The sequence below is a fragment of the Acinetobacter defluvii genome (assembly GCF_001704615.3).
Classification (GTDB): Bacteria; Pseudomonadota; Gammaproteobacteria; order Pseudomonadales; family Moraxellaceae; genus Acinetobacter; species Acinetobacter defluvii.
This window is the reverse complement of record NZ_CP029397.2, coordinates 3,044,266-3,066,669: the sequence shown is the minus strand read 5'-3', so window position 1 is coordinate 3,066,669 and position 22,404 is coordinate 3,044,266. Positions and strand designations below refer to the sequence as shown.

General features: G+C 36.3%; 26 protein-coding genes. 13 read left to right on the top strand and 13 right to left on the bottom strand.

Annotation, left to right across the window (positions count from 1 at the left end; all coding sequences use genetic code 11):
* The first annotated feature begins 120 nt into the window (after window positions 1–120).
* Entirely contained in the window at window positions 121–495 is a 375-nt protein-coding gene (locus DJ533_RS17145; RefSeq protein WP_065993741.1) for a hypothetical protein, read from the top strand.
* 68 nt (window positions 496–563) lie between these two features.
* Here the strand turns inward: DJ533_RS17145 and DJ533_RS17140 are convergent, their stop codons facing one another.
* Complete coding sequence (locus DJ533_RS17140) at window positions 564–1,892, bottom strand: tetratricopeptide repeat protein (protein ID WP_081406095.1); 1,329 nt, start codon at window positions 1,890–1,892, stop codon at window positions 564–566.
* A gap of 181 nt (window positions 1,893–2,073) precedes the next feature.
* On the opposite strand from DJ533_RS17140, the gene DJ533_RS19025 reads away from it, so the two are divergent.
* The 5 genes from DJ533_RS19025 (at window position 2,074) to craA (ending at window position 6,626) form a co-directional block, all read left to right on the top strand.
* Window positions 2,074–2,475: an AbiH family protein gene (locus DJ533_RS19025; RefSeq protein ID WP_228716500.1), complete on the top strand. Its 402-nt coding sequence runs from the start codon at window positions 2,074–2,076 to the stop codon at window positions 2,473–2,475.
* A gap of 3 nt (window positions 2,476–2,478) precedes the next feature.
* On the top strand, window positions 2,479–3,411 hold the full coding sequence (locus DJ533_RS19020; RefSeq protein WP_323809373.1) for an AbiH family protein: 933 nt from the start codon (window positions 2,479–2,481) through the stop codon (window positions 3,409–3,411).
* 5 nt (window positions 3,412–3,416) lie between these two features.
* Window positions 3,417–4,181: a nucleotidyltransferase domain-containing protein gene (locus tag DJ533_RS17130; protein WP_065993863.1), complete on the top strand. Its 765-nt coding sequence runs from the start codon at window positions 3,417–3,419 to the stop codon at window positions 4,179–4,181.
* A 74-nt stretch (window positions 4,182–4,255) separates the two neighbouring features.
* Window positions 4,256–5,110 (top strand): pirin family protein, encoded by an 855-nt coding sequence (locus tag DJ533_RS17125; protein WP_228716546.1) that lies wholly within the window; start codon window positions 4,256–4,258, stop codon window positions 5,108–5,110.
* 286 nt (window positions 5,111–5,396) lie between these two features.
* The gene (gene craA / locus DJ533_RS17120; RefSeq protein WP_065993738.1) at window positions 5,397–6,626 is read left to right on the top strand and encodes a chloramphenicol efflux MFS transporter CraA; all 1,230 of its coding nucleotides are present in this window, start codon (window positions 5,397–5,399) and stop codon (window positions 6,624–6,626) included.
* Window positions 6,627–6,684: 58 nt separating this feature from the next.
* On the opposite strand, the gene DJ533_RS17115 is transcribed toward craA, so the two are convergent.
* From DJ533_RS17115 to DJ533_RS17100, 4 genes are all read right to left on the bottom strand, one after another.
* Window positions 6,685–6,969, bottom strand: coding sequence for a DUF3817 domain-containing protein (locus DJ533_RS17115; RefSeq protein ID WP_065993737.1), 285 nt, complete (start codon window positions 6,967–6,969; stop codon window positions 6,685–6,687).
* Window positions 6,970–7,270: 301 nt separating this feature from the next.
* Window positions 7,271–7,825, bottom strand: a complete 555-nt coding sequence (gene sodC / locus DJ533_RS17110; RefSeq protein ID WP_065993736.1) for a superoxide dismutase family protein — start codon at window positions 7,823–7,825, stop codon at window positions 7,271–7,273.
* A 104-nt stretch (window positions 7,826–7,929) separates the two neighbouring features.
* The gene (locus tag DJ533_RS17105; protein WP_065993735.1) at window positions 7,930–9,048 is read right to left on the bottom strand and encodes an AI-2E family transporter; all 1,119 of its coding nucleotides are present in this window, start codon (window positions 9,046–9,048) and stop codon (window positions 7,930–7,932) included.
* Between the two features lie 103 nt (window positions 9,049–9,151).
* On the bottom strand, window positions 9,152–9,796 hold the full coding sequence (locus DJ533_RS17100) for a ParA family protein (protein WP_065993862.1): 645 nt from the start codon (window positions 9,794–9,796) through the stop codon (window positions 9,152–9,154).
* A gap of 165 nt (window positions 9,797–9,961) precedes the next feature.
* On the opposite strand from DJ533_RS17100, the gene DJ533_RS17095 reads away from it, so the two are divergent.
* Window positions 9,962–10,432 carry a Holliday junction resolvase-like protein gene (locus tag DJ533_RS17095; RefSeq protein ID WP_065993734.1) on the top strand — a complete coding sequence of 157 codons (471 nt, stop codon included), beginning with the start codon at window positions 9,962–9,964 and terminating at the stop codon, window positions 10,430–10,432.
* On the opposite strand, the gene DJ533_RS17090 is transcribed toward DJ533_RS17095, so the two are convergent.
* Complete coding sequence (locus DJ533_RS17090) at window positions 10,429–11,049, bottom strand: class I SAM-dependent methyltransferase (RefSeq protein WP_065993861.1); 621 nt, start codon at window positions 11,047–11,049, stop codon at window positions 10,429–10,431. The two genes, DJ533_RS17095 and DJ533_RS17090, sit on opposite strands and share 4 nt — an antisense overlap.
* A 172-nt stretch (window positions 11,050–11,221) precedes the next feature.
* On the opposite strand from DJ533_RS17090, the gene DJ533_RS17085 reads away from it, so the two are divergent.
* Together DJ533_RS17085 and DJ533_RS17080 are read left to right on the top strand one after the other, a co-directional pair.
* Window positions 11,222–11,782 (top strand): hypothetical protein, encoded by a 561-nt coding sequence (locus DJ533_RS17085; RefSeq protein WP_065993733.1) that lies wholly within the window; start codon window positions 11,222–11,224, stop codon window positions 11,780–11,782.
* Window positions 11,783–11,925: 143 nt separating this feature from the next.
* Window positions 11,926–12,333 carry a protease inhibitor I42 family protein gene (locus DJ533_RS17080; RefSeq protein ID WP_065993732.1) on the top strand — a complete coding sequence of 136 codons (408 nt, stop codon included), beginning with the start codon at window positions 11,926–11,928 and terminating at the stop codon, window positions 12,331–12,333.
* 82 nt (window positions 12,334–12,415) lie between these two features.
* On the opposite strand, the gene DJ533_RS17075 is transcribed toward DJ533_RS17080, so the two are convergent.
* Complete coding sequence (locus DJ533_RS17075) at window positions 12,416–12,961, bottom strand: hypothetical protein (protein WP_065993731.1); 546 nt, start codon at window positions 12,959–12,961, stop codon at window positions 12,416–12,418.
* A 22-nt stretch (window positions 12,962–12,983) separates the two neighbouring features.
* A complete protein-coding gene (locus tag DJ533_RS17070) occupies window positions 12,984–13,763 on the bottom strand; it encodes a class I SAM-dependent methyltransferase (RefSeq protein ID WP_065993730.1) in 780 nt (259 codons plus the stop codon).
* Window positions 13,764–13,883: 120 nt separating this feature from the next.
* On the opposite strand from DJ533_RS17070, the gene DJ533_RS17065 reads away from it, so the two are divergent.
* The gene (locus tag DJ533_RS17065) at window positions 13,884–15,146 is read left to right on the top strand and encodes a hypothetical protein (protein ID WP_065993729.1); all 1,263 of its coding nucleotides are present in this window, start codon (window positions 13,884–13,886) and stop codon (window positions 15,144–15,146) included.
* Here the strand turns inward: DJ533_RS17065 and DJ533_RS17060 are convergent.
* A complete protein-coding gene (locus DJ533_RS17060) occupies window positions 15,143–15,574 on the bottom strand; it encodes a hypothetical protein (protein WP_065993728.1) in 432 nt (143 codons plus the stop codon). The two genes, DJ533_RS17065 and DJ533_RS17060, sit on opposite strands and share 4 nt — an antisense overlap.
* Window positions 15,575–15,848: 274 nt before the next feature.
* Between DJ533_RS17060 and DJ533_RS17055 the strand changes: the two genes are divergently transcribed.
* Window positions 15,849–16,547 (top strand): TetR/AcrR family transcriptional regulator, encoded by a 699-nt coding sequence (locus tag DJ533_RS17055; RefSeq protein WP_065993727.1) that lies wholly within the window; start codon window positions 15,849–15,851, stop codon window positions 16,545–16,547.
* Window positions 16,548–16,652: 105 nt separating this feature from the next.
* Complete coding sequence (locus DJ533_RS17050) at window positions 16,653–17,606, top strand: 2-hydroxyacid dehydrogenase (RefSeq protein WP_065993726.1); 954 nt, start codon at window positions 16,653–16,655, stop codon at window positions 17,604–17,606.
* Window positions 17,607–17,708: 102 nt separating this feature from the next.
* Here DJ533_RS17050 and DJ533_RS17045 read toward each other — a convergent pair whose 3' ends face one another.
* From DJ533_RS17045 to DJ533_RS17030, 4 genes are all read right to left on the bottom strand, one after another.
* Window positions 17,709–18,269: a hypothetical protein gene (locus DJ533_RS17045; protein WP_065993725.1), complete on the bottom strand. Its 561-nt coding sequence runs from the start codon at window positions 18,267–18,269 to the stop codon at window positions 17,709–17,711.
* Window positions 18,270–18,651: 382 nt separating this feature from the next.
* Complete coding sequence (locus DJ533_RS17040) at window positions 18,652–19,281, bottom strand: RodZ family helix-turn-helix domain-containing protein (protein WP_065993724.1); 630 nt, start codon at window positions 19,279–19,281, stop codon at window positions 18,652–18,654.
* A 631-nt stretch (window positions 19,282–19,912) separates the two neighbouring features.
* Complete coding sequence (locus tag DJ533_RS17035) at window positions 19,913–20,296, bottom strand: hypothetical protein (RefSeq protein WP_065993723.1); 384 nt, start codon at window positions 20,294–20,296, stop codon at window positions 19,913–19,915.
* Between the two features lie 65 nt (window positions 20,297–20,361).
* The gene (locus DJ533_RS17030; protein WP_109849264.1) at window positions 20,362–20,811 is read right to left on the bottom strand and encodes a hypothetical protein; all 450 of its coding nucleotides are present in this window, start codon (window positions 20,809–20,811) and stop codon (window positions 20,362–20,364) included.
* Window positions 20,812–20,829: 18 nt separating this feature from the next.
* Between DJ533_RS17030 and DJ533_RS17025 the strand changes: the two genes are divergently transcribed.
* A protein-coding gene (locus tag DJ533_RS17025; RefSeq protein ID WP_223155595.1) for an IS3-like element ISAba14 family transposase occupies window positions 20,830–21,962 on the top strand; the annotation gives its coding sequence in 2 pieces (ribosomal slippage) (window positions 20,830–21,082 and window positions 21,082–21,962; 1,134 coding nt in all).
* The last annotated feature ends 442 nt before the right edge of the window (window positions 21,963–22,404 follow it).

The following is a 22,404-nucleotide window of genomic DNA, read 5'->3' as shown; positions in this document are numbered from 1 at the left end:
TATAAAATAAAGTTTTTATAAAAAATTAATAAAAACCAGATCAAGTCACAGTTTTAAAACAGTGTTAATGTGTTGAACATAGCATCATAAACACATGTTTTATTTTTTGGGGTCATTACAATGATTCGTTTATTGTCCATTTCTGCGCTGTGTTTGGCAGCATTTACGGGTTGTGCGACAACTGAAAAATTAGCCAGTAAAGTGAGTTTTGGGGGTTCTGAGACACCGATGCAACAGGTGATTAAAGCACAGCCATCAATTCTTAAAAATCAAAATAGTATGTCCGTGCGTCAAGTGTTTAATCGCGTGGAGAATCCAACCGCTGCACAAATTGCGGTGATTGACTCAAATTTACTGGATGATTCAGTGAGTGCGATTCGTACGGATTATATTTTTAAGCGTGTAGATAAAGCTTGGAAGTTACAAGAAACGAAAAAGAGTTATCAGTGCCAACGTGGCAATAATAAAAATTTCCAAACACAGCGATGTTCTTAATGTCGCAGTAGTGAAATACCTACGAGACATAGAGTTCTCGTAGGTAAATGTTATTTTCTATTTAAAATTTAGTACATACGTTGGAATAAACGTATTTCATCTGCTTTGGGTAATACATCGCCATAACCGAGTTCTTTGTATAATGCTGTAGCTTTTTTACGCCAAATCTGAGCTTGTTTAGCATCAGCTTTAAAGCCTTTTGCGCCATTTTCATATAAATTGACCAATAAAATGCCTGCAGTTGGATTACCTTGTTCGAGTGATTTTTTATAAAGCTCTGTGGCTTTTGCAGGATCAGCTTCAACTAAATATCCATGTTCATAATAGCGTGCCAAATCTAACAATGCCCGATCATGTCCAAGTGCAATGGCTTGGTTCAAATATTCTATGGATTTTTTCGGGTTATAAATGTCCCAGTCTTTTTGTGCATACAGTTCGGACAGTGTGTAAAAGGCATCTTTTTCTTTTTTGGCTGCTTTATGTTCTGCCATAAATAGCTCAGCTTCGTAGGTCAATTCATCAAATTTTTTCTTACTTTTTAACAGTCTTAAAACAGCGTGTTGTGCCGCAATATTCTCTTCATTGGCAGACATTTTATAATAGTCCATCGCATCTTCGATCGGTTGATTTAGAAATTTTTGATTTTCACTCATTTGCCCCATCATATAGGCAATAAAGCCTGTGGGATCAATTTGCATAGAATACAAATGATGGGCTTTTTTCCAATATTTTAAAGCTGTTTCTTGGTTTTTAGCTCGTCCTACACCATAGGTATAACTATATGCAAGATATGCCCAAAATGCAGCAGGATGATCTGCATTGCTAGGCTCGTCTGCAAAAAAACTAAAATAATCAATGGCATTTTTTTGTAGTCCAACATGACCGATTTGGTGGATGAATCGAATACCAAGTAATTCGAGTGCTTGAGAGCTTCCGAGTGCTGCTGCTTCATAGATCAAATCGTTGGCTTTGGCTTGGTCTTTTTTTACACTATCACCCAAATCATACTTTTGCGCTTCGAGGAGTTTTTTGTAGATCTTAATGTCATTTTCATCAGGTTCACGAATGTTTGCCATGTTACGAAATTTTTGTTTTTCTTCTTCGCTCATATTTGAGCTTGCTTCGATTTGCACTAAGTTGGCTTTGATTTGCTCGGCAAATAAGCGGTTTAAGGATTGATCATTTTCAGGGTCAATCAGGTAATTTTCCCATAGGGTTTGGTTAAATGAATCGATGCCATTGAGTTGGTGAAATTCAGCAAAGATCGGGGTATGTTGTATTTGCTTTTGTGTTGGATTTTTGACCGTGGGTATTGGATTTGCAAATATGTTTTGGATGGGTGCTAAAGACATTAAAATGGTGGTGCACAGGCTAAGGGTGAGAAGTAATTTTTTCATTTTTGGTTAAAATATATGATTGAATTTAGTTGAGTATTTATAGCAAAAATGGCTTATCTGTTGTGTTAAGTTGAGTAAGTTGTAGATGTTTCTAAAGTTTAAGTTTTCTTTTTGAAATGTGGAAAAGTGTCCTCATTAACATCTATCTGACGTGATACTTTTATTTGGGAAATAACAATAAATGAATATTTTGATTGTAGGTAACGGTTTTGATCTTTCGCACTATTTGCCGACAAAGTATGATCATTTTATGGTGGCAATGGATGCCATTGAAAATTGGGATGACTCTAAAGGTGATATGGGGTTTGATGATTTGTTTGGTTCGTTGTATGAGAAAGAGGATTATTTCTTTGGTTATACAAAAGCAATGTATCACACTGATGAAATAAAAATTTCGAGTGACCGAGTTAAAGAATTAAAAGAGCAATTGAAAGATAATGTTTGGTATCAGTATTTCTCAGATCATGTGCGAGAAGTGAAAACATGGATTGATTTTGAAATGAAAATTAAAGAAGCGCTACAAATTGTATTTAATTTCTTTGAGCAATTAGAACAACTTCAAAAAACTACTGATTTTTTCTAAAAAATTATCAAGCATAAGGAATATAGTACTGATAGTTCTCATGTTATTCTTAGGAAAAAAGAAAGTTACATATTAAGTTTATTAAATATTTTAATTGGTAATTTTTACATTCAAAAAGAAGGGTTTAATAGTGCAGGGCTAAATGTTTTACATCCTATCCAGATAGAACGCAATCAAAACTGGAATAATTCAAAATATGAGTTAAATAATAAATATATTTCTGAATTTAAGTCATATTGTGAATTTAATTTTCCAAAGGTTGTTTTTGATTTACAATGTAAATTAGATGACTTTATAGTTTTATTTGAAGGATATTTAATTATCTTAAAAAGATTGGATAATAAAAATAAATTAAATGATATTCATATTATGAATAATTTAAATTTATTAAAAATTTACTCATTTAATTATACAAAAACATCAGAAAAATTATATGGTTGTAGTAATATTGATTTTTTGCATGGGGATGTGGAGAAATCTAATATGGTATTGGGTGTATCCGATTTAGATAGAAGAATTTTAGAAAAATATAATTTTTATGGCTTTGTAAAATACCATCAAAAACTAATAAAAGAGACAAATTATAATTTTATTCTAGAAGATAATGAAGTGATGAATACAATAAAAAATGCACGGGGTGATTTTTATAAAGATGGTTATGATTTGAATATAATTATTTGGGGACATTCTTTAGATCAATCAGATGGGAATTATATTAAAGAAATTTTTTCTCTAAATGAAAAAGAAGAGCAAGTAAAAATTATAATTTATTTTTTTAATAAGGCAGCTTATTTTGATTTATTATCAAATCTTTTTTTAATTTTAGGAAATGATAAAGTTGAATTATGGATGAAAAAAGGTTGGCTTAAGTTTGAAAAAAATCCTGATATTGCCAAAATTAATGATATAAAACCTGTAGAACTACCTCAAACGTGAAAACAATGAACATCCAACAAGAAATCCAAAACCTATTCCAACACCGAGATGAACACCCACTGTTTTATATCGAAAGTGGCAGCCGTTTATGGGGCATGGCAAGCCCTGACAGCGATTACGATGTGCGTGGTTTTCATCTGCCATCCAAAACGCAATATTACGACTATCGCAAACACCGTGACCTGATCGAAATTATGGATGGCGATTTTGACTTTGTATCGTTTGATCTCAACAAAATGTTTGGGCTACTCGCCAAAAGCAATCCAACCGTTTTGGAATGGGTACGTGCGCATATTATCTATTTTAACCAATTCCCTGAATGGGAAAAATTTCGTGATGGTTTACTTCAGCGAATAGATTATAAAGCTTTGTATTACCATTACTTATCGCTTGCCAAAGGCGGGATGAATGTGATGCAAACAGCTGATAATTTTACCTATAAAAAAGTGTTTTATTCGATTCGTGGGCTGATGTCAGCCGAGCTTGCAACGCAAGAAATCATGCCTGAATTACTGATTACCACGTTATTTGAGCAGATTGATGCAAATGATCCACTGCGCCATTGGGCAGAAGATTATTTGGAAATTAAAAAACAGCAAAAAGAAAAGGCGCAAGTCCCTGAAACAGAACAGACGCAAATTTTAAAATTGTTGAATGATAAAATTGAAGCTTTGAATTTACGAACGATTGAATCGACCAACGATGTGGAAAAATTACAGCAATATTTAACTGAATATAGTTTGAGTTTAAAACAGCATTTTTATGGTTGATGCTTTAAAAACATCAATTAAAAAAGGAATCTAACACGAGGAAAAACCTTGCTTTTATCCATCGCAATGACACGATATTTTCAGTGGGAGATTTTCATCCTGTCAAAACCATATTTTCCCATCATGAATTGGGCAATACCGTTTCGCCATTTTTATTGCTTGATCATTTAGGACCGGGCATTTTAAAACCGACCAATTTGAGTAAAGGGGTGAGTGAGCATCCACATCGTGGTTTTGAAACCGTGACGATGATGTTTAAGGGTGAGCTTGAGCATCGGGATTCATCGGGTGGTGGTGGCATTATTGCTGAGGGCGATGTGCAATGGATGACCGCAGCATCAGGTGTGATTCATAAAGAAGTTTTTAGTGAAGCATTTTCCAAACAAGGCGGTGCATTTGAAATTGTACAGCTTTGGATCAATTTACCTGCCAAAGATAAATTAAATCCTGCACGTTATCAAAGTCTTAAAAAAGAAAATATTCCTGTGATTCATCTTGAAAATGATGCAGGCACAGTACGGGTGATCGCAGGGCAATATGCAGATCAGCAGGGCATTGCCAAAACCCATACGCCCATCACAGTTTTAGATATAAATTTATGCGCAGGGCAAACTGCAATTTTTCCTGCTAATGAGGGCGATAGTACTTTAATCTATCTACGCACAGGCAGACTGCAATTTAATGCTACGGATGAAGAGTTAAGTAACGAAATTTTAGAAGATCAAGCACTTGCAGTCATGTCGAGTCATGGTGAAAATGTGCAAGTGACAGCAATAAAAGACAGTCAATTTTTATTACTTTCTGCAGCACCTTTAAATGAACCGATCAATGCCAAAGGTTTTTTTGTAATGAATACTTACACAGAAATTTTACAAGCGTATGATGACTTAAAAGCAGGAAAATTTATTCAAAAGGTACAGACTGAATAAATCATTTTCTAAAAATGTGTATGTAAAATTGTGAATTTTTACTCGTCACTATCATGAAATTTTGTTAAGCTATATCTAACCAATAAAGATAATCGCTTTGTTGCGTGTATTTTCTATATTAAAAAATCTTTTAGACACCTTGTGAATACGGTGTTTCTCATCGTGATTTCTCACGAAATTTCCAACTCAATATTTATCTCTCGATGCCAATCATCGGACTGGACTGTGCTTGTCTTGTCGGAGGGAGTTGGCATTTAACTGTATAAAATGATTTACAGGCGCAATCATGCAAAATACTCAAACAACAACATTGAGCCGTGCCACTTTTATGTTTCCTTTGGCATTGGTTCTGTTTGAATTTTCAGTCTATATCGGAAATGATTTAGTGCAACCTGCGATGCTTGCGATTACCAAAGAGTTTGCTGTGAGCAGTGCGTGGGCACCATCTTCCATGTCTTTTTATTTGTTGGGTGGCGCGTGTGTGGCATGGCTATTGGGTCCTTTGTCAGACCGTTTAGGACGAAAAAAAGTCCTGTTGGCAGGTGTGATTTTCTTTGTAGTGACCTGCTTACTAATTTTATTGACTCACAATATCGAAAGCTTTTTGGCACTGCGGTTTTTACAAGGTTTTGGTTTGTCTGTGATCAGTGCAGTGGGCTATGCGGCGATTCAGGAAAGTTTTGCAGAGCGAGATGCGATTAAAGTCATGGCGCTCATGGCAAATATTTCCTTACTTGCACCGTTGATCGGTCCTGTGGTTGGTGCATTTTTGATTGATCATGTCTCTTGGCATTGGGGCTTTATTGGGATTGCATTTTTGGCATTTCTGAGTTGGTTTGGTCTGAAAGCCAAAATGCCTGAGCCAAAGGCTAGCATTCCAAAGCAACCTTTAAGTTATATTTGGGATGATTATAAAAAAGTCCTGAAAAATAAAACCTTTATGGGGATGACTTTAGGTTTGCCCATGGTCGCAATGCCACTGATGTTATGGATCGCACTTTCTCCTGTGATGTTGGTGGAAGAATTGGGCTTGAGCAGCCTGCAATATGGCTTGGCACAATTTCCTGTTTTGGGCGGTTTGATCCTTGGCAATATTGTCCTGATCAAGATCGTAGATCGGTTAGCGTTGGGTAAGACTGTCTTGATCGGTTTACCTTTGATGTTGCTTGGCACAGCCATTCTAATCGTGGGTGTAATTTGGCGAGAGTATTTTCTCTACTGTGTCATTCTTGGTATGACTTTGGTCAGTTTTGGCGAGGGTATTAGCTTCTCGGTATTATACCGTTTTGCTTTGATGTCATCGGATATTTCTAAAGGTACGGTGGCAGCTGCGGTTTCAGTGTTGATGATGTTTATCTTTTTCTTTGTCATCGAATTGATTCGGATGTTATACGCGCAATTTCATCTGTGGGCGTATGCGTTATCGTGCTTTGCCTTGATTGCGTTGTGGTTCACTATACCTCGTGGCTTGTTAAAAGGAATTATGCAACAACGTCAAGCAAGGGGAGAGTTTTAACTGCCCTAACCCCTCCTGTAAGGAGGGGGAGCTTTGAAATGAAGATCTCAAATGTATGTTACTGCGCTAATTTTTTGAGTTTATGATCAAAAACGAAAGGACCAAAAGGTAAAATAGAAGCAATCAGTCCTAAAATAAATATTTTAATAGACCACTTTTGTTTTTCACAGACCACAAATAAAACTACTAAAAATAAAATAAAAAGTACACCATGACCCATACCGACATATTTAACTAAAATAGGATTATCAAACATGTATTTCATTGGCATCGCAATGAATAATAACAATAAAAATGAAATGCCTTCTAAGAAACCGATTATGCGTAGCGTTTTGATGTTCATGGTCACTGGATGAAATGAGAATGAATATTGAGTGTAACTGAATCAACATAGAAAGCAAATTGAAAGTTGAAACACGAAATATTTAACTATTTGAAAATATTTAAAATAATCAATGATTAGGGCTAAAAAATCTATAAAGATATTGTTTTAGAGAGAAAGTTTAATTGTATCCGAGTAAAAGTCTAAGTCACAAAATTAAAGAATTTTTTAATCAGAAATCATATTTTGGGGATAACTTTTTGAGAACTGTGAATAAATATAGACTTATCCACAGTTCGAGTATTTTTTGTATTTTAAAGTATTAGATCACACCACAAGCAATTCGGTCACCACCACCACCTAATGGTTTTGGATGATCAGAATAGTTATCACCACCTGCATGTACCATTATTGCTAAGCCTTGGATATCATTCAGTTTTAAACGTGGTGCATAGACTGTAGTTTTAGCGTTACCTTCAGTGTCAACATTTAACACAGGCAAATCGCCTAAATGCCCATCATTGGGTGTGCCATGACCTGGGGCTTGATTTGGATTAAAGTGTCCACCTGCAGCCAATGCAGCGCCCATTTTTCCATCTTTTTCAGCAGGTTCACATGAGCCCTTTTCATGAATGTGGAAGCCATGAAAGCCAGAAGGTAGCTGCGTGAGATTGGTTGAAATTTTTAAGCCTTGTGCGCTGTCTGCTAGCTGAATTGTACCAATTTTTTCACCAATCCCTGTTGCACTGACTGCATGTACATCTACAGTTTCATGTGCTGTATTTTTTGCAGTATGGGACGTAGTTGTACAAGCAACTGTTGTAAAACCAAGCAATACAGAGAGTGCTGTGAATTTTAAAATTTGATGAGATAACATGTTTAACCTATACATTGTTGTTTATTTTATTATTCAAACAAACAACAATGTATTGCACAGTGGGAAATAAGTGTTTGAATGTAAATATTTATAAATGAAAATAGTTACTTTGGTGCTTTGAAATCATTGTTTTCGATGTCATAGGCCATGGTTGCATCAGGTACTTGTTGTGCTTCACTGGTTTCATGCAACCATTCACGCCAAATTGCCAATAAAATCGCTAAAATCACAGGGCCGATAAATAAGCCGACTAAACCAAAACTGGCTAAACCGCCCAAAACGCCAAACATGATCAGCAAAAATGGAATCTGAGTTGCCCCTGAGATAACCAGTGGACGAATCACATTATCGGCTGTACTGACAATACATACCCCCCATGCCATCACCCCAATCGCTTCTATGGTCATCCCTTTAGAGAATAACCACAGCGATACTGCACCGTAGGCAAGTGGCGGACCAAATGGAATGAGTGCCATTAAAAAAGTTACAATGGTGAGTACCATTGGATTTGGCGCACCTGCGACAAAATAGCTCACACCAGCAAGCAGAGATTGTGCAACAGCCGTTAAGCCCACACCATATACCACAGCTCGTGTGGTTTCTGAAATCGTATCCAGATAATGATGCACACGAGGACCGATCACCATTTCTAAAGCTTTGCTGACTTGATGTAAAATGGTTTGCCCATCACGATAAAAAAAGAACAAAGACATAATCGCAAAACATAGTTTGATAAGGTTCTTGGAAATTTCGCTTAGAACAAATTTACCGTAATTTAAATGTCCTTGAATCCAGATGCCGATATTTTGAGAAATACTGCTTGGATTTTGATTGATCTCATGAACGATACGAGAAATTTCTTTGCCAATAATCGGCAGTTGGCGCAAGAAGTCAGGTACATCTAAATGTCCTGAAGCCAACTGGCGTTGCAAATCAAAATATAAATTACGACCTTCATGTTGCAACATGAAAATGCCAAAAATCAAAGGAATACCAATCACCAAAACCACCATGGTGATCATGATAGAGGCACTTAATGTCGGACGATGCTCCCCACACATTCTTAAAATGCGTTTATACAATGGCCATGTCATATAGGCGATAATACACGCCCAAAGTACAGGGACAATGAAATATTTGATAATATCAAATCCTAAAAAAATCAGGATAAATAATAAGCCAAATAATAAAATACGCTGTAATGTAGAAGTGAAGTCAGACACTAATTTCTCAAATTAAACGAATTATCGAGGCATTCATATTAACTGAAAAATAGCGTCAAGCAATGTAAAAACATGCGCTACTTATCATTTTTTAACAGTGAGCTTAGAACCAATCGCTTGGGTCATCAATCAAAGCATCTAGCAAAGGTTGCCACTGCATTTGGATTTGGACGAAGTTTTTTTGATGCTTATCAAAGATAGATAAACCTTGCATCGCCAGTTGCCCATACGCACTGCGTTCTGAAATCCAAGCAATAGGTTGTTGTTCTATTTTTTCAAAAAATTGTTGAATGTCTTTAGCGCTTGAACTGTTGGCTTTCACTCGGTTTGCCAGCAATAAAATGTCCACTTTACCTTTACGGATACGTTTAATTTCTTGAATATGTTTTAAGAAACGTTTGGTGCTGTCGATATCAAAAAAAGAAGGCTGTAAAGGCGTGACGATCGCATGACATTCACTGATCAATTGTTCTGCATGTGCGCCAGTCAGTGCGCCAGGTGCATCAATAATTAAATATTCTAAATTTTTAGGTGCATCACCGATCGATTTTTCATGTCGCCAATCTAAACTTTGAATGTCATTGGCATCATTTGGTCGTTGTTTTAACCACTGCAAAGCGGATTTTTGATTGTCTGCATCGGCAAGTGCCACACTATAGCCTTTTTGTGCAAGCGCAGATGCAAGCGTAATTGCAGTAATGGTTTTTCCGCAGCCACCTTTTTGATTTGCAATGAGAATTGTTTTCATAGTTTTTAATTGATTCACCAAGCCCGTCCTATCACTAGCTTAGCATTATTTTTTAAGCCATAGGTTACAGATGACAAAAGTCTTAGACTTGTTTACATTGAAAATTAGTTTAGAAAACTTAGGCTTAATTTTAAACCTAGGGCAACAAAAAAATAGGAATCAATTATGTCGCTGTGGATGGCAATGCTGATCGGGGCATGTATAGGCATTGTTTTAACGACATGGGTGTTATCAAGCACACGTAATGGCAAAATCAAAGCAGAATATGAACGTTATATTGCCGAGTTAGAGTTAGAACACCAACAAGCTTTGGCTACAGCAAAAAAGCGTAGTGTCAATAGTAGTCGTGCCGTTTTAAAAGGCAAAATGGCAGAGCAATTAGCACCAATCATGCCCCAGTTTCAATACCTACCGAGTGATGCCAAATTTTTGGGTGATCCGATAGATTATGTGGTTTTTGATGGTTATACCGAGTTCCGTGATGATGGGGGAGCTGCTGAAAATATTGAAATTGTTTTAATTGATATTAAGAGTGGAGGCGCACGCTTAAGCAAAGGACAACAAGCCATTGCTCAAGCGATTCGTGAAGGTCGAGTTCGTTTTGAAACGATTCGGATTGATTTTGAGGATGGCTAAACTTTTTGGACACGTGCCATAAACATACGTCGCCCAACTTTGGGGAGCTCTTCTGCATCAAAATAATATTTTTCTAAAAACTTAAAATTGGCATTCGACAAATACAATTCAATATTACGGTTTAAATGACATCCATCGGCAATGACTTTTTGTACAGGAGTTAAAATATTTTGTAGTTTTTTGAGCTTTTCATTGTCATGATATTGCACATGTTCGACCAAATGTAGCGTACCTTCAGGTTTTAAAACCCGATGAATTTCAGCTAAGGCTTGTTCTAAATGGGCAATGCTACACATCGTCCATGTACTCACAATATTGTCCAAAGAATTATCTGCAAAAGGCAGTTTTTCTGCACTGGCTTGAATGTGTTGTACATGAAAAGGGGTATTTAAAACATTTTTTTGTGCTAATTGATAAATATCTGCATTCGGTTCTAAGGCAATCAGTTGTTCAACCTGATAAAAAGGTAAGTTTAATCCTGTCCCAAAACCAATTTCTAGTGCACTTCCATGTACTTTTCTTAACAGCTCCGCACGCGCTTGCATCATGCTTGGTGTTTTCATAACTTGATTAAGTAAATGCGGAAATATCCGTTGTTGGTAAAATTTATAAATCATCATTTTGTCGCAGTTTTATTTATTCAAAAATATTCTAACGAGAATATCAGCATAATGAGAAGACAAAAAAGCCACGAAGTTTCTATATTTTGTTACCCAAAATTGATTTTATTTTAATTTCCATCATGGATACTGCTTTATAGTTGATTCAATCGTGACGTAGGAGACTTAGATGACACGAAATTTAGTATGTGCTGTGGCATTGGCAGTATGTTCATTTCAAGTCAATGCGTCACAATCTGCGGAATATAATATTGCCAATGGTTTAGCCCCGATTATTAAAGATCAAAAAATTTCAGTACTTGAGCCATTTCATGGTGAGTTTCGAATTTTAGGCTCGAAAGAATATCGGGATGATGAACAAGCGAAATTCTCCCCCATTGATTATGCCGTGACACGCGGTATTTTTACTGAACCTGAAATTGCACGCCAAATCTCGATTAATCAATATGATCGGTTTTTAAACTGGAAAATGGCACGTCCACCTGTACCGCCAAAATTGGCAACACAAATGGTGAGTAATATGCACATCATTCCTGCTAATCCAAAAATTGCGCAGCAAATCAAAAAAGTTAAACGGGGGGATTTGGTACGTTTAACAGGTGATCTGGTACAAATCAATGATAAGGATTTGGTGTGGAAGTCTGCGCTAGATTGGAACGGGGTTGGCGATGGTGCTTGTAAGTTAATTCGAGTTGATTCGATCCAATGGGTTGAAAAACAAAATATTTAAATTATTTCCTTATTTTATGAGGAAATAATTTACAGCAATTTTAATTTTCCTTGGCATGTTAAGGCATTGAGGGAAAATATTTTAATAGATGTTTGGCATACTTATAAAATAATGGTGCTACATCATGAAAAAGAGTTAAGTTTATGAAAGGTTTTTGGGGTGTTGCAGCTTTGCTGACGGGGATGATCTTAACGGGCTGTCAAAGTAGTAGTCCGACCATCGATGGTCAAACACATCAATATTCAGTAAAGCAACATTGTCCAGCATTGATGGAAATGAAAGTGGGGGAAATTGTCGAATTCTCTGCGCCTGAAAATCCAAGTACAGGTTATCAGTGGCAGCTTTTACAACCTTTAAAGAATTTTAAAATTGAAGAAACCTATTTGCAAAATGATGCTGAAGAAGGTGCTGTCGGTGTGGGCGGTACAAAAGTTTTTCGTTTTACTGCATTACAAGCAGGGCATGATTATATCGAGTTGGTACATATACGTCCGTGGGAATCTAGCAAGCAACCTGACCAACAATGGCAATGTCGTATTCGGATTTCTTAATATTAAACTAATAATATGGAATGCGAGCAATCTGCAAAGATTGGAGTTTATCTCGCAATCTTTGCTTAAGAAAAATTAAAACTTATTTTGTGGTCTTGGTTTTCCAATGATCCAATTGTGCTTCCGCAGTGAGTAAGTCACTCATTCCACGTACAGATTCAGTAGGACTATTCTCCTCAGCATTTGTTGTGGTTTTACTGTCAAAAGCTTTGGCTTGGTTTTCCCAGTATTGATAAAGTAAACCTTGAATATAACGTCCTTGTTCAGTCTTTAAATCTAACTCTTTCAACATATTTAAAGCAGATTGGATGCTGTCACGTTTACGTTGTTGGTCGATTTCTTCGGTAAGAGTTCCTTCTTTATCCATTTTTTCTAAATCAGCTTCAAGGGCTTCATTCATGGCATCAAACTTTTCTTGATACTCCTCCAGTAAGGTAATATCGGCTGCATCTTGTGCTGTGCTTGGGAAGTTTTGAATTGGCTTGGTTTTTAGTTCTTTCATCACCGTCTCAGAACTTTGTTCGGTCTTTTCCGTAGGTTTGCTGTCGTTTTGAGAAGAACATGCACTGAACAAAGCAACACTGGTCAATACAGTAATATAGGTCAAAGGACGAAATAATAGATGCATAAAGATGAAGCTCCTTCACATTTTATGGTTTTAATTTTTGGAAGTGGTAAGCATAAGTGATGTAAGGAAAATCAATCACATCATGGGCATGCTTACCTGTGTGTTCAAAAACAATTTGCTCAAATTGCTGTTTTAAGTGTTGCTGCTGTGTGGGAGGCATTGCAGCAATAAAGCTTGTAGACAATAACCGTTTACTTACTACATTTTCAACCGTTCCTGTTTGTATTTGTGAAAATAATTGTAGACTGACAAATTCAAACAAAAACTGATGTTCAAATACCTGTTTCCATTGTTCATTATGAAAACGTGGTGTATCACCTTCAAAAGGTGCGATCAAATCTGCTAAGGCTTTGACCCACGGTACATTTTCATCACGTTGATTCCAAACTAAACCTAAATGTCCCTCAGGTTTGAGGATGCGGTCAATCTCATTTAGGGTGTCGATATTGGCAAACCAATGAAAAGACTGGGCACATAACACCGCATCAACACTTTGTGCGGCGAGGTCGATTTGGTCGCTTTTATTGTGTAAGGTTTTGACATCGGGATATTGCAGCTGTAATTGCATGAGCATTTCTGCAACAGGTTCAACTGCAATAATATGCTGAGTGACGTGTTGGAGATAAGGTAAAAATTTGCCTGTCCCTGCACCCAGATCGACAGCGATGGCTTTGCTTTGTAATTTCAGTTCATCTATTAGCCAATTAATGATTTCAGATGGATAGTTTGGACGAACTTGTTGATATAGTTCAGCGGCAGAGCTGAAGCCTTTTTGTGCGGCAGGATGTAAAGATTGTGTCATATTTTGCGCTTTTTTATCTGTGCAGACACGATAAAATATGACACCTGATACGATGAATAGGCAAGTTATCTATTTATTTAATTTTAACGAAAGATAAGAGAGCCGTTTTTCGGTATTGCAATGGACAAGCAAATCATTTTTGAAGACGATCATATTCGCGCAATTTATTTACAAGGCACCACTGACACGTTGGTATTGTCATTTGGTGATTTGATTACACGTGCCAAAGGTTTGTCTATTAATGCTGAAAAATCATTAATGAAATATGACTATAGCGTGGTTGGCATCATGCCAAAACAAAAGTCATGGTTTCCTGCATCCAGCATGTTGGCTTTACTAGAACAGTTACAACCGATTTTAAAACAATTTAAAAAAATAGTCGGTTATGGTGGTTCGATGGGCGGCTATGCTGCAATTAAATATTCAAAACCTTTACAGATGACCCGTGTCGTGGCAATGGTGCCACAATATTCAATTGATCCAAATGAAGTGGAAGACAAACGTTATACGGACTTCTATGATGCAACTTTAAATGCTGATATGCGTATTCAAGCCCACGATATCGTGGCAGACTGTGAATACATCATTGTCTATGATCCATATTTTGAAAATGACAAAGAGCATTATTTAAAAATTAAACCCCTGATTCCCCAGTTACATACCTTACATTTGCCCTATACAGGACATGATGCGATCGCTGTGTTGGCAAACTCAGCTTTATTGCATGATTTTATTGAATATCCTTATGATCAGACTTATTTTTATAAGCAAATTCGTGACGTTAAAAAGAACAGCAAATTTTATTATCGTAGTGTGATTGCGCATTTGCTTGGCACACATAACGAAGCTTTAGGTAAAATTTTAAAAGGTATTGATTTACAACTGGATAGTACTTTTTTGGATGCCAATTTAAAGCAGACCATTACCCGCATTTTATTGACCAATAAACGAGTTGATGAACAAGACTTACAAAAATTGGGTATTCAGGTCAATTTAGCTTTTGAAGAAAAAACTCAACTGCAAGACTGTTTTGGCAATATCATCGTCTTTAATGTGATTACCCAAAAACTAGAAAGTTATAGTCAGCAAGTTATTGATGTAAATGGTAAATATATTATTCCATTAAATGTTGAACACAGTGGTTTGGTGGAAATCGAAGTGAAGAAACAGACCTATTTGATCTGCATGAATGACCGCCGTGTCACCAAACTGTTTAAGCGTGAAGATGCATTGTCGATGGACATGAATCCGATTGTCATTAAAAAATGTACAGATTTTTATGTGCTGAGCTATAAAAATTTATATATGCGTTGTGACGCATCAGGCAATTGCTATTTTGATGCTGAAAGTGTGCAAGACACTGAAAAATTTACTGTGGTTTAATGGCATTTTTTTAATTCAGTGCGTGAAAATAAGCTGAGATACTCCTGAAAATCAGCCCGTGTTTTTGCAGTTTTAGGGTCAAGTTCAATCCGTTTTTGTAGAGATTTAAACTTGCCTTGATTGTCAGATAAATTACTTAAACCGCCATCAGAATAGGTGTATTCATAACGTGCAGCATAATTTAGCTGCTGTTGTTGAAACAGGTAGTTTTCTTTGACCTGACCAAGCTCACCATAAAATTGTGCTTCGATTTTACAGCCGTGTTTGAGTTTAGATAGTCGTAAAGTATTCCCTTCTGTAGAAGGGTATTGTTCAATATTTTCAAATGTTTGTAGCGTGGTGTCGGAATAGCATAAGCGACTAAATATAATCAGTAAAATGCCACCAAGCCGCAATTGCAGTTTTGGAAAAGCAGGCAAATTGAACATTTTCAAATACTCCTAAAATTTAAAGTTCAAATATGTTGGAAATGCTGCAAAAAAACAAATTTAGTCAAGATAATCAGGAAAAACGTTGATCTCTAAGATACTGTGCTATATTCAAAAATATTCATTTAATTTCTTATTTTAATTTCAATAAGTTCTAAATGAAAAAATAAATCATGGTCTGACATAGATCAGCGCAGTCAGGGAAAGACTTTTTATATCAAGCATTAGATTGTTGATATTAAAAAATGCAAATACAAATAAATAAGGGTAAAACATGATTAAGGCACAGGCGACTTCTGTTCTCAAAAAAATAAGAAAAAAAGCGGCACAGCCAAAACAAGAACGCACACAAAAGCGTATGCAGATGGTGATTCAAACCACGCAAGAACTTTTATTAGCCGTTGGAATTGAGCGTATTTCGATTCCTGAAATTGCCAATGCAGCAGGGATTCCTCGTACCAGTATTTATCAGTTTTTCCCTACAAAATATGATTTGTTACGTCATATCGCATTGATTCACTTAAATGTGCTTGTGACAAGAATTGGGCAAGCTGCCATCGAGGTTTTAACTGAAAATCCGAAAGCAAACATCGATGAATATGCTAAAAAGCTGTCAGCCAGTATGATCCGAACCACTGCAGATTTTTTTAATGCATCTGAAGTGGCGAGTTTAATTATTTTAAGTGGACCATTCACGCGTCAAGCGTATATGGAATACCAAGTTGAACTGAAAAAGGTCAGTGCAAGTGTACGTAAAGCCTTAGAAATGATTGATGTGGATAGTTATGTACCGCAGCAACCCGATGCGCTGACGATCCTCATGGAGCTGGTATTTACGTGTATGAAACATGGGTATTACACAGAGAATTATATTTCTGAGAAAATTATTCAAGAAGCTTATCGAATTGCGATTAGTTATTTATTTACGCTGAAAAATGATGCCTATGTGTTGGCAGAGGATTTACCGCAATAACATGACATATCCTTTTGCTCAGAGAATCTTTTACTTAGAGAGTCTTTTGCGTAAGCAATTATGCTAACGTAAATACATTATTCTGTTACTTTAGCCAAGAATGCTATGAAAGGTGTATTTTTAGATTACGCATCACTCGACAAGAATGATTTAGACTTTAAAGAATTAAAATCATATTTTGATGCGTTTGATTTATATTCTTCAACTGCTCCTGAGCAAGTGCTGGCGCGAATCCAAGATGTAGAGGTAGTGATCAGCAATAAAGTAGTATTAAATGCTGAACACATTCAACAAGCGAAACATTTAAAATTAATTCTGATTTCTGCCACAGGCACCAATAATGTAGACCTTGTGCAAGCCAAACAACAGGGCGTTGTGGTGTGTAATTGTCAGGGCTATGGTACTTCGGCTGTGGCGCAACATACGATTGCATTGATGCTAGCGCTAGCAACCTCGCTATGCAAATACGAGCAAGCCGTCAAACAAGGTGAGTGGAATAAATCCCCGATTTTCTGTTTGTTGGATTTTCCGATTATAGAATTGGCAGGTAAAACCTTAGGAATTATTGGCTATGGAGAATTAGGCAAAGCCGTTGCAAAATTAGCCAAAGCGTTTGATATGAAGGTACTTATCGGTGCATTGCCCAATCGCCCACATGATGATGAACGTGTACCATTGCAAGAGTTACTGCCACAAGTTGACTTTTTAACTTTGCATTGTCCATTAACCACAGAAACAGAAAACCTGATCGGTGAAGCGCAACTGCTTGCTATGAAAAACTCTGCTTTTCTGATCAACTGTGCCCGCGGTGGAATCGTAAATGAATCTGCTTTGGCAAATGCCCTCAGACAAGGGCTAATCGCAGGCGCAGCGACCGATGTATTGACGGTTGAACCACCAAAACAAGGCAATGTTTTATTGGCAGATGATATTCCAAACTTAATCATTACCCCACATAGTGCATGGGGCAGTGTCGATGCTAGACAACGGATTGTTAGTCAAATGACAGAAAATTTAAAAGCATTTAAACAGGGAAATGTGATTCGCCAAGTGAATTGATGTCGTAATTATCAAGACATCATATAAAAAATCCCTCAATATATGAGGGATTTAACAGCATTCAAAATAGATTGCTAAAAATTAAGCACCAGCTTTTGTGGTCTATTCAGCAGGTTTTGCTTGTTCGCCACGGAAGAAATTTTTAGTTTTTTCCCATGTTCTAGAGAAGAATCCTTGTGTTTTTTCGGACTGTTCTTTTGCAAACTCTTTGCCTTGTTCGGCTTTATCTGCAACAAAATCTTTTGCTTCTACGGATTTTTCAACAACAACATCTTTCGCATGCGCAGTTGAATCTACCACAGCATCTTTTGCTTCAGTAGTTTTTTCAACTGTCACATCTTTAGCGTGTGTGATTTTATCTTTTGCAATGTCTTTCGTTTCACCAGTTTTTGCAACTACAGCGTCTTTTGCTTCAGTGGTTTTTTCAACTGTCACATCTTTGGCATGTGTAATTTTATCCTTTGCAATGTCTTTGCTTTCTACAGTTTTATTGACCACCGCATCTTTTGCTTCAGTCGTTTTTGTAACCGCTGTGTCTTTAGCCTGTTCTGCATTTACTTTTACATCTTGCGTAATTGTATGGGTTGCAGTCGTTGCTTCAGCAAAAACAGATGTACAAGTTAAAATACTTGCAGTGATGATCGTTGTTTTTATGGTTTTCATGAAATGACATTCCTCAAAGTGAGGAGTACCGTATTGTACCCCAATAATAAGGCGGCAATATTAAAACGATGATTTTAATAAATGTGTAAATGAGATGAAAACAATACAGCTTAGCTACAACAAAGCGACAAAGGACATATTAAAAGAAAGCGTATTTTACTTTTAGATTAGTTTAATAATTTCAATTACTTATTTTGGTAGTGTATTATTTTAAATGTATTTATTATTTACATTTTATTACAATATGGTTGGAATATCAGCAGTGAATAAATGGTCTTTAATACTGATCACTTTGGTTCTGTCGAAAAGTAAAGTGTAGCTTAAATGAATAATTCATTGGGCTTTATTGAAAGTTTAGATAAAGCCCAAAGCTGTCTTGTTATTATTGGGGAATATCTTCTTTGACTGCTGTAGATGGGGTGGCTGCATCATCAGAGGATTGGGGTAATGGAAGAGATTTGAGTGAAATTTCAGGTTCTTCTGGTGCAGCAACATTCTGTTGGGTTGGATCAATTACACTCGCTGTAGTGTTTGTGGGTGCTGGTAATGTTGTTGCTTGTACAGTTGAGTGGTTTGGCACAGGTGTTGGTGGGGCTTGCGGTACAGTGGTTACAGGTGACGGTTGACTTAAACTGCCACGTTCTATCGGTACGCTGCCTTTGTTGGTTCCCACTATAACATCTCGTGTATTATTTGCAGTTTCTGCGACTTTGTTGACACCTCGTTGTAAGCTTGCTTTGGCACGTTCGCTTTGTTCTTCAGTATAAGTTTTTGTTTCTTCCCAAGCATTGTCAACTTTCGGTTTGATTTTCTCGATACCACGTTCAGTTGCAGCACCCACACGTTCTGCGGTATTTTGAACTTTTTCACCTGTTTTATGTGCAAGTACTTTGAAAATATTAGGATTATCACCATAAGGTGGTGGTGTTTTTGTTTCTGTGGTGGTTTGGGCATAAACGGAAGATGTTGCTAAAATGGCAACCGCAATAGGTAGTATTTTAATACTTTTCATTTTAATCATTCCCTCATAGGCGTGGGTAAATTTGGCACTTGTCAGCATGATACTGTTAAAAAACCTTATGCATGGCTTTTGTTAGCAAAGTCATACACAGGAAAAACAAAGTTGTTATACAGTCTACATCAACAAGAATAGCGTAGTCAGACGAAATTTATAAAAATGAAATACTTAAAATTATTGGCATGCACTTTTGCTTTTATATTTCTACAACCAAGTTTTGCATGTGGGTGTGGTGATGAATTTAGCAATGGTGGTATTTCAGGAATTGTTGTGTTTGGCTTGGTTGTTTTTAGTTTTTTTATTCCACTAATTTATGTACTTGCAAAATTTAAAGCTTATCGAATCTTAGCTAAGATATTGTTTATAATCTATATTTTTTATTTACGATCATTGAAGGCTTATATATTTTAGTGGGAAATTCGGAAGTAATATTCCTATTCCCATGATCCATACTGTTTCCATAGATACGATCGCAATAATAAGTTGTGTTTTAATCCTTTTATTATGGATTTTTCCTGCAATTTATACCTATAGAAAAAGTAAACTTTTGAAGTGAAAAATCACCATTGAGTCACAGCATCCCAAAGTACATCAAAATACAAAGGGATGAATTGTGCCTATTGAATTACTGGCATTTTGCTAAGTTCGTGGCTTTAAAGTTCTTTTTGAGTGAGTCAAAGTTTTTGAGCTTTTCTGCATCTTGGATATCAAAAATGGTTTGTTTCTTTTCTACTTCTGCATCGACATCTGAAAATGCGGAAATGAGTTGATCGCCCTTAAAGATCCAGTGTTCTGTGGCTTTGCCAGTTTCAAAGTTGCCAGTAAATTCAATCACGCAGTTATCACGTTGTTTGATCAAACGGGCAAGGTTGTGTTTAGTTGCTGGTTCAGCAGAGATGTTTTTGTGCTGTTCGAGGACAATAGGGGCGTTGGGGTTTGTAGGTGTAGTTGAGCAAGCGGTGAGAGCTGTAGTTAAGATTGTGAATACTAAAATTTGTGTTTTGATCATAAGATTCTTCTTTAAACTTTTGATTTGGAATAATTCCAAATGTAGATTTAATACATATTACTATGTTAAGTGATAAGTCCAGAACAGCCAATACGATCTCCACTTAAATAATATGCACCTTTGTAATTTAAAATATTAAGTAAATAAAGTCGAAGTAAGTCACTGACATTTTGTAAATCTTCCACAGCTTGTTTACTGTAATTAGGATCTCCTAAAGGTAATAGAATACCTTCATGAATCATTTTATTACGTTTATCCAAAGTTGCTTTAATCTGAGAATCTTCTTTGGATAATCCTATTTCTTGAAACATTCTTTTTGTCATTTCAGCTGTGCCACATTTACCATATTTTTTATGACGATATCTCTTTCTTGTCTTATGATTAATTGTCTCATATTCTTCTAAATGTTGAGGCTCATTTTCTAAATCAGGAAAACTAGGATGAAAGAGATGGATCCGTAAATTTGAACAACTCCTATAAGTGATATTCTGCTCCTCAAATGATGTTATAAACATCAATATATGGAGTATTTTATGGCACGTAGACCAAGAAGAAATCATTCAAATGATTTTAAAGCTAAGGTAGCACTTGCTGCGATTAAAGCAGAAAAAACACTTGCTGAATTGAGTGCTGAGTTTGATGTTCATCAAAACCAAATTATTGACTGGAAAAATCAATTGATCTCAGCTTCCTCGCAAGCTTTCGATCAATCAAAAGCTCCAACAGAACCACCCATCGATCTAAAAAAACTACATGCAAAAATCGGTGAGCAGGCATTAGAAATTGATTTTTTAGAAGGTGTGTTGAAGAAACTGGGCCGCTTCAACCACAAAAGTTAATCGACGACTCACTTCAGATTTCAGTATCTAAGCAAGCTAAGCTGCTGAAAGTCTCCCGTGGTTGTTATTACTATCGCCCAAAACCTGTGAGTGCATCAGATCTGAAGCTGATGCGATGTATTGATGAATTACATATGCAATATCCTTTTGCAGGCAGTCGTATGATGCGTGATTTGTTGAATCGTCAAGGACATCATATAGGACGACGTCATACACGTACTTTAATGAAGAAAATGGGTATTCAGGCGTTATATTGCAAACCAAATTTAAGCCAGGCTAATCAAGCTCACCGTAAATATCCATATCTGCTCAAAGGGTTGGCTATTCAGCGCAGTAATCAAGTGTGGTCTACGGATATAACGTATATCCCTATGGCAAAAGGCTTTGTTTATTTATGTGCTGTGATTGATTGGCATAGCCGCAAGGTACTTGCGCATAGGGTATCGATTAGTATGGAGGTGGATTTTTGTATTTCGGCTTTAAATGAAGCAATTGAAAAATATGGTCGACCTGAAATATTTAATACAGACCAAGGCAGCCAGTTTACCAGTGATGCATTTATTGATGTATTGAAATCAAATGGCATTCAAATCAGTATGGATGGTAAAGGTCGATGGGTAGATAATGTGATGGTTGAACGATTATGGCGGAGCGTTAAATATGAAGAGGTGTATCTCAAAGCTTATAGCAGTGTCACAGATGCGAAAAAGCAATTAAGTGCATATTTTGAGTTTTATAATTTGAAACGACCTCATTCGAGTCTAGACAAAATGACACCAAATGAGTTTTACTATGATCAGCTACCCCAACAAAACAAGGTGGCTTAACTAGAGCGGAATATCACTTATAAATACGCTTTTAGTTGTTCAAACAAGTGGGACCACCTCTTGAATATAATCACGCTCTTTTTCCTTTTTTATAAATCCATTATGAATGGCAAACGTATGTTTCAGATTTTCAATTAATACATAATGTAGAATTAGTTTGGCTTCTGATGCTAATGAATCACGATTTGATTCGCATATATAACCAATAACAACTGTTAGCTGTCTTGATAATTTTAACTTTTTAAATGTGGGATAAGTTTGTTCAATAAAGTTACGAATAGCTTTCCCTTGATCATTAATAATACTTTTCAGTGGGTTAACGATAATACCTAAACATGAGTCAAAACTTTCTTGACTAGCATTTACTTTATAGCCATGACGGGCAACAGGTGATTGTTGAGCAAAAGATAGTAACCAACAGATATTATCAATAATTTCTAAA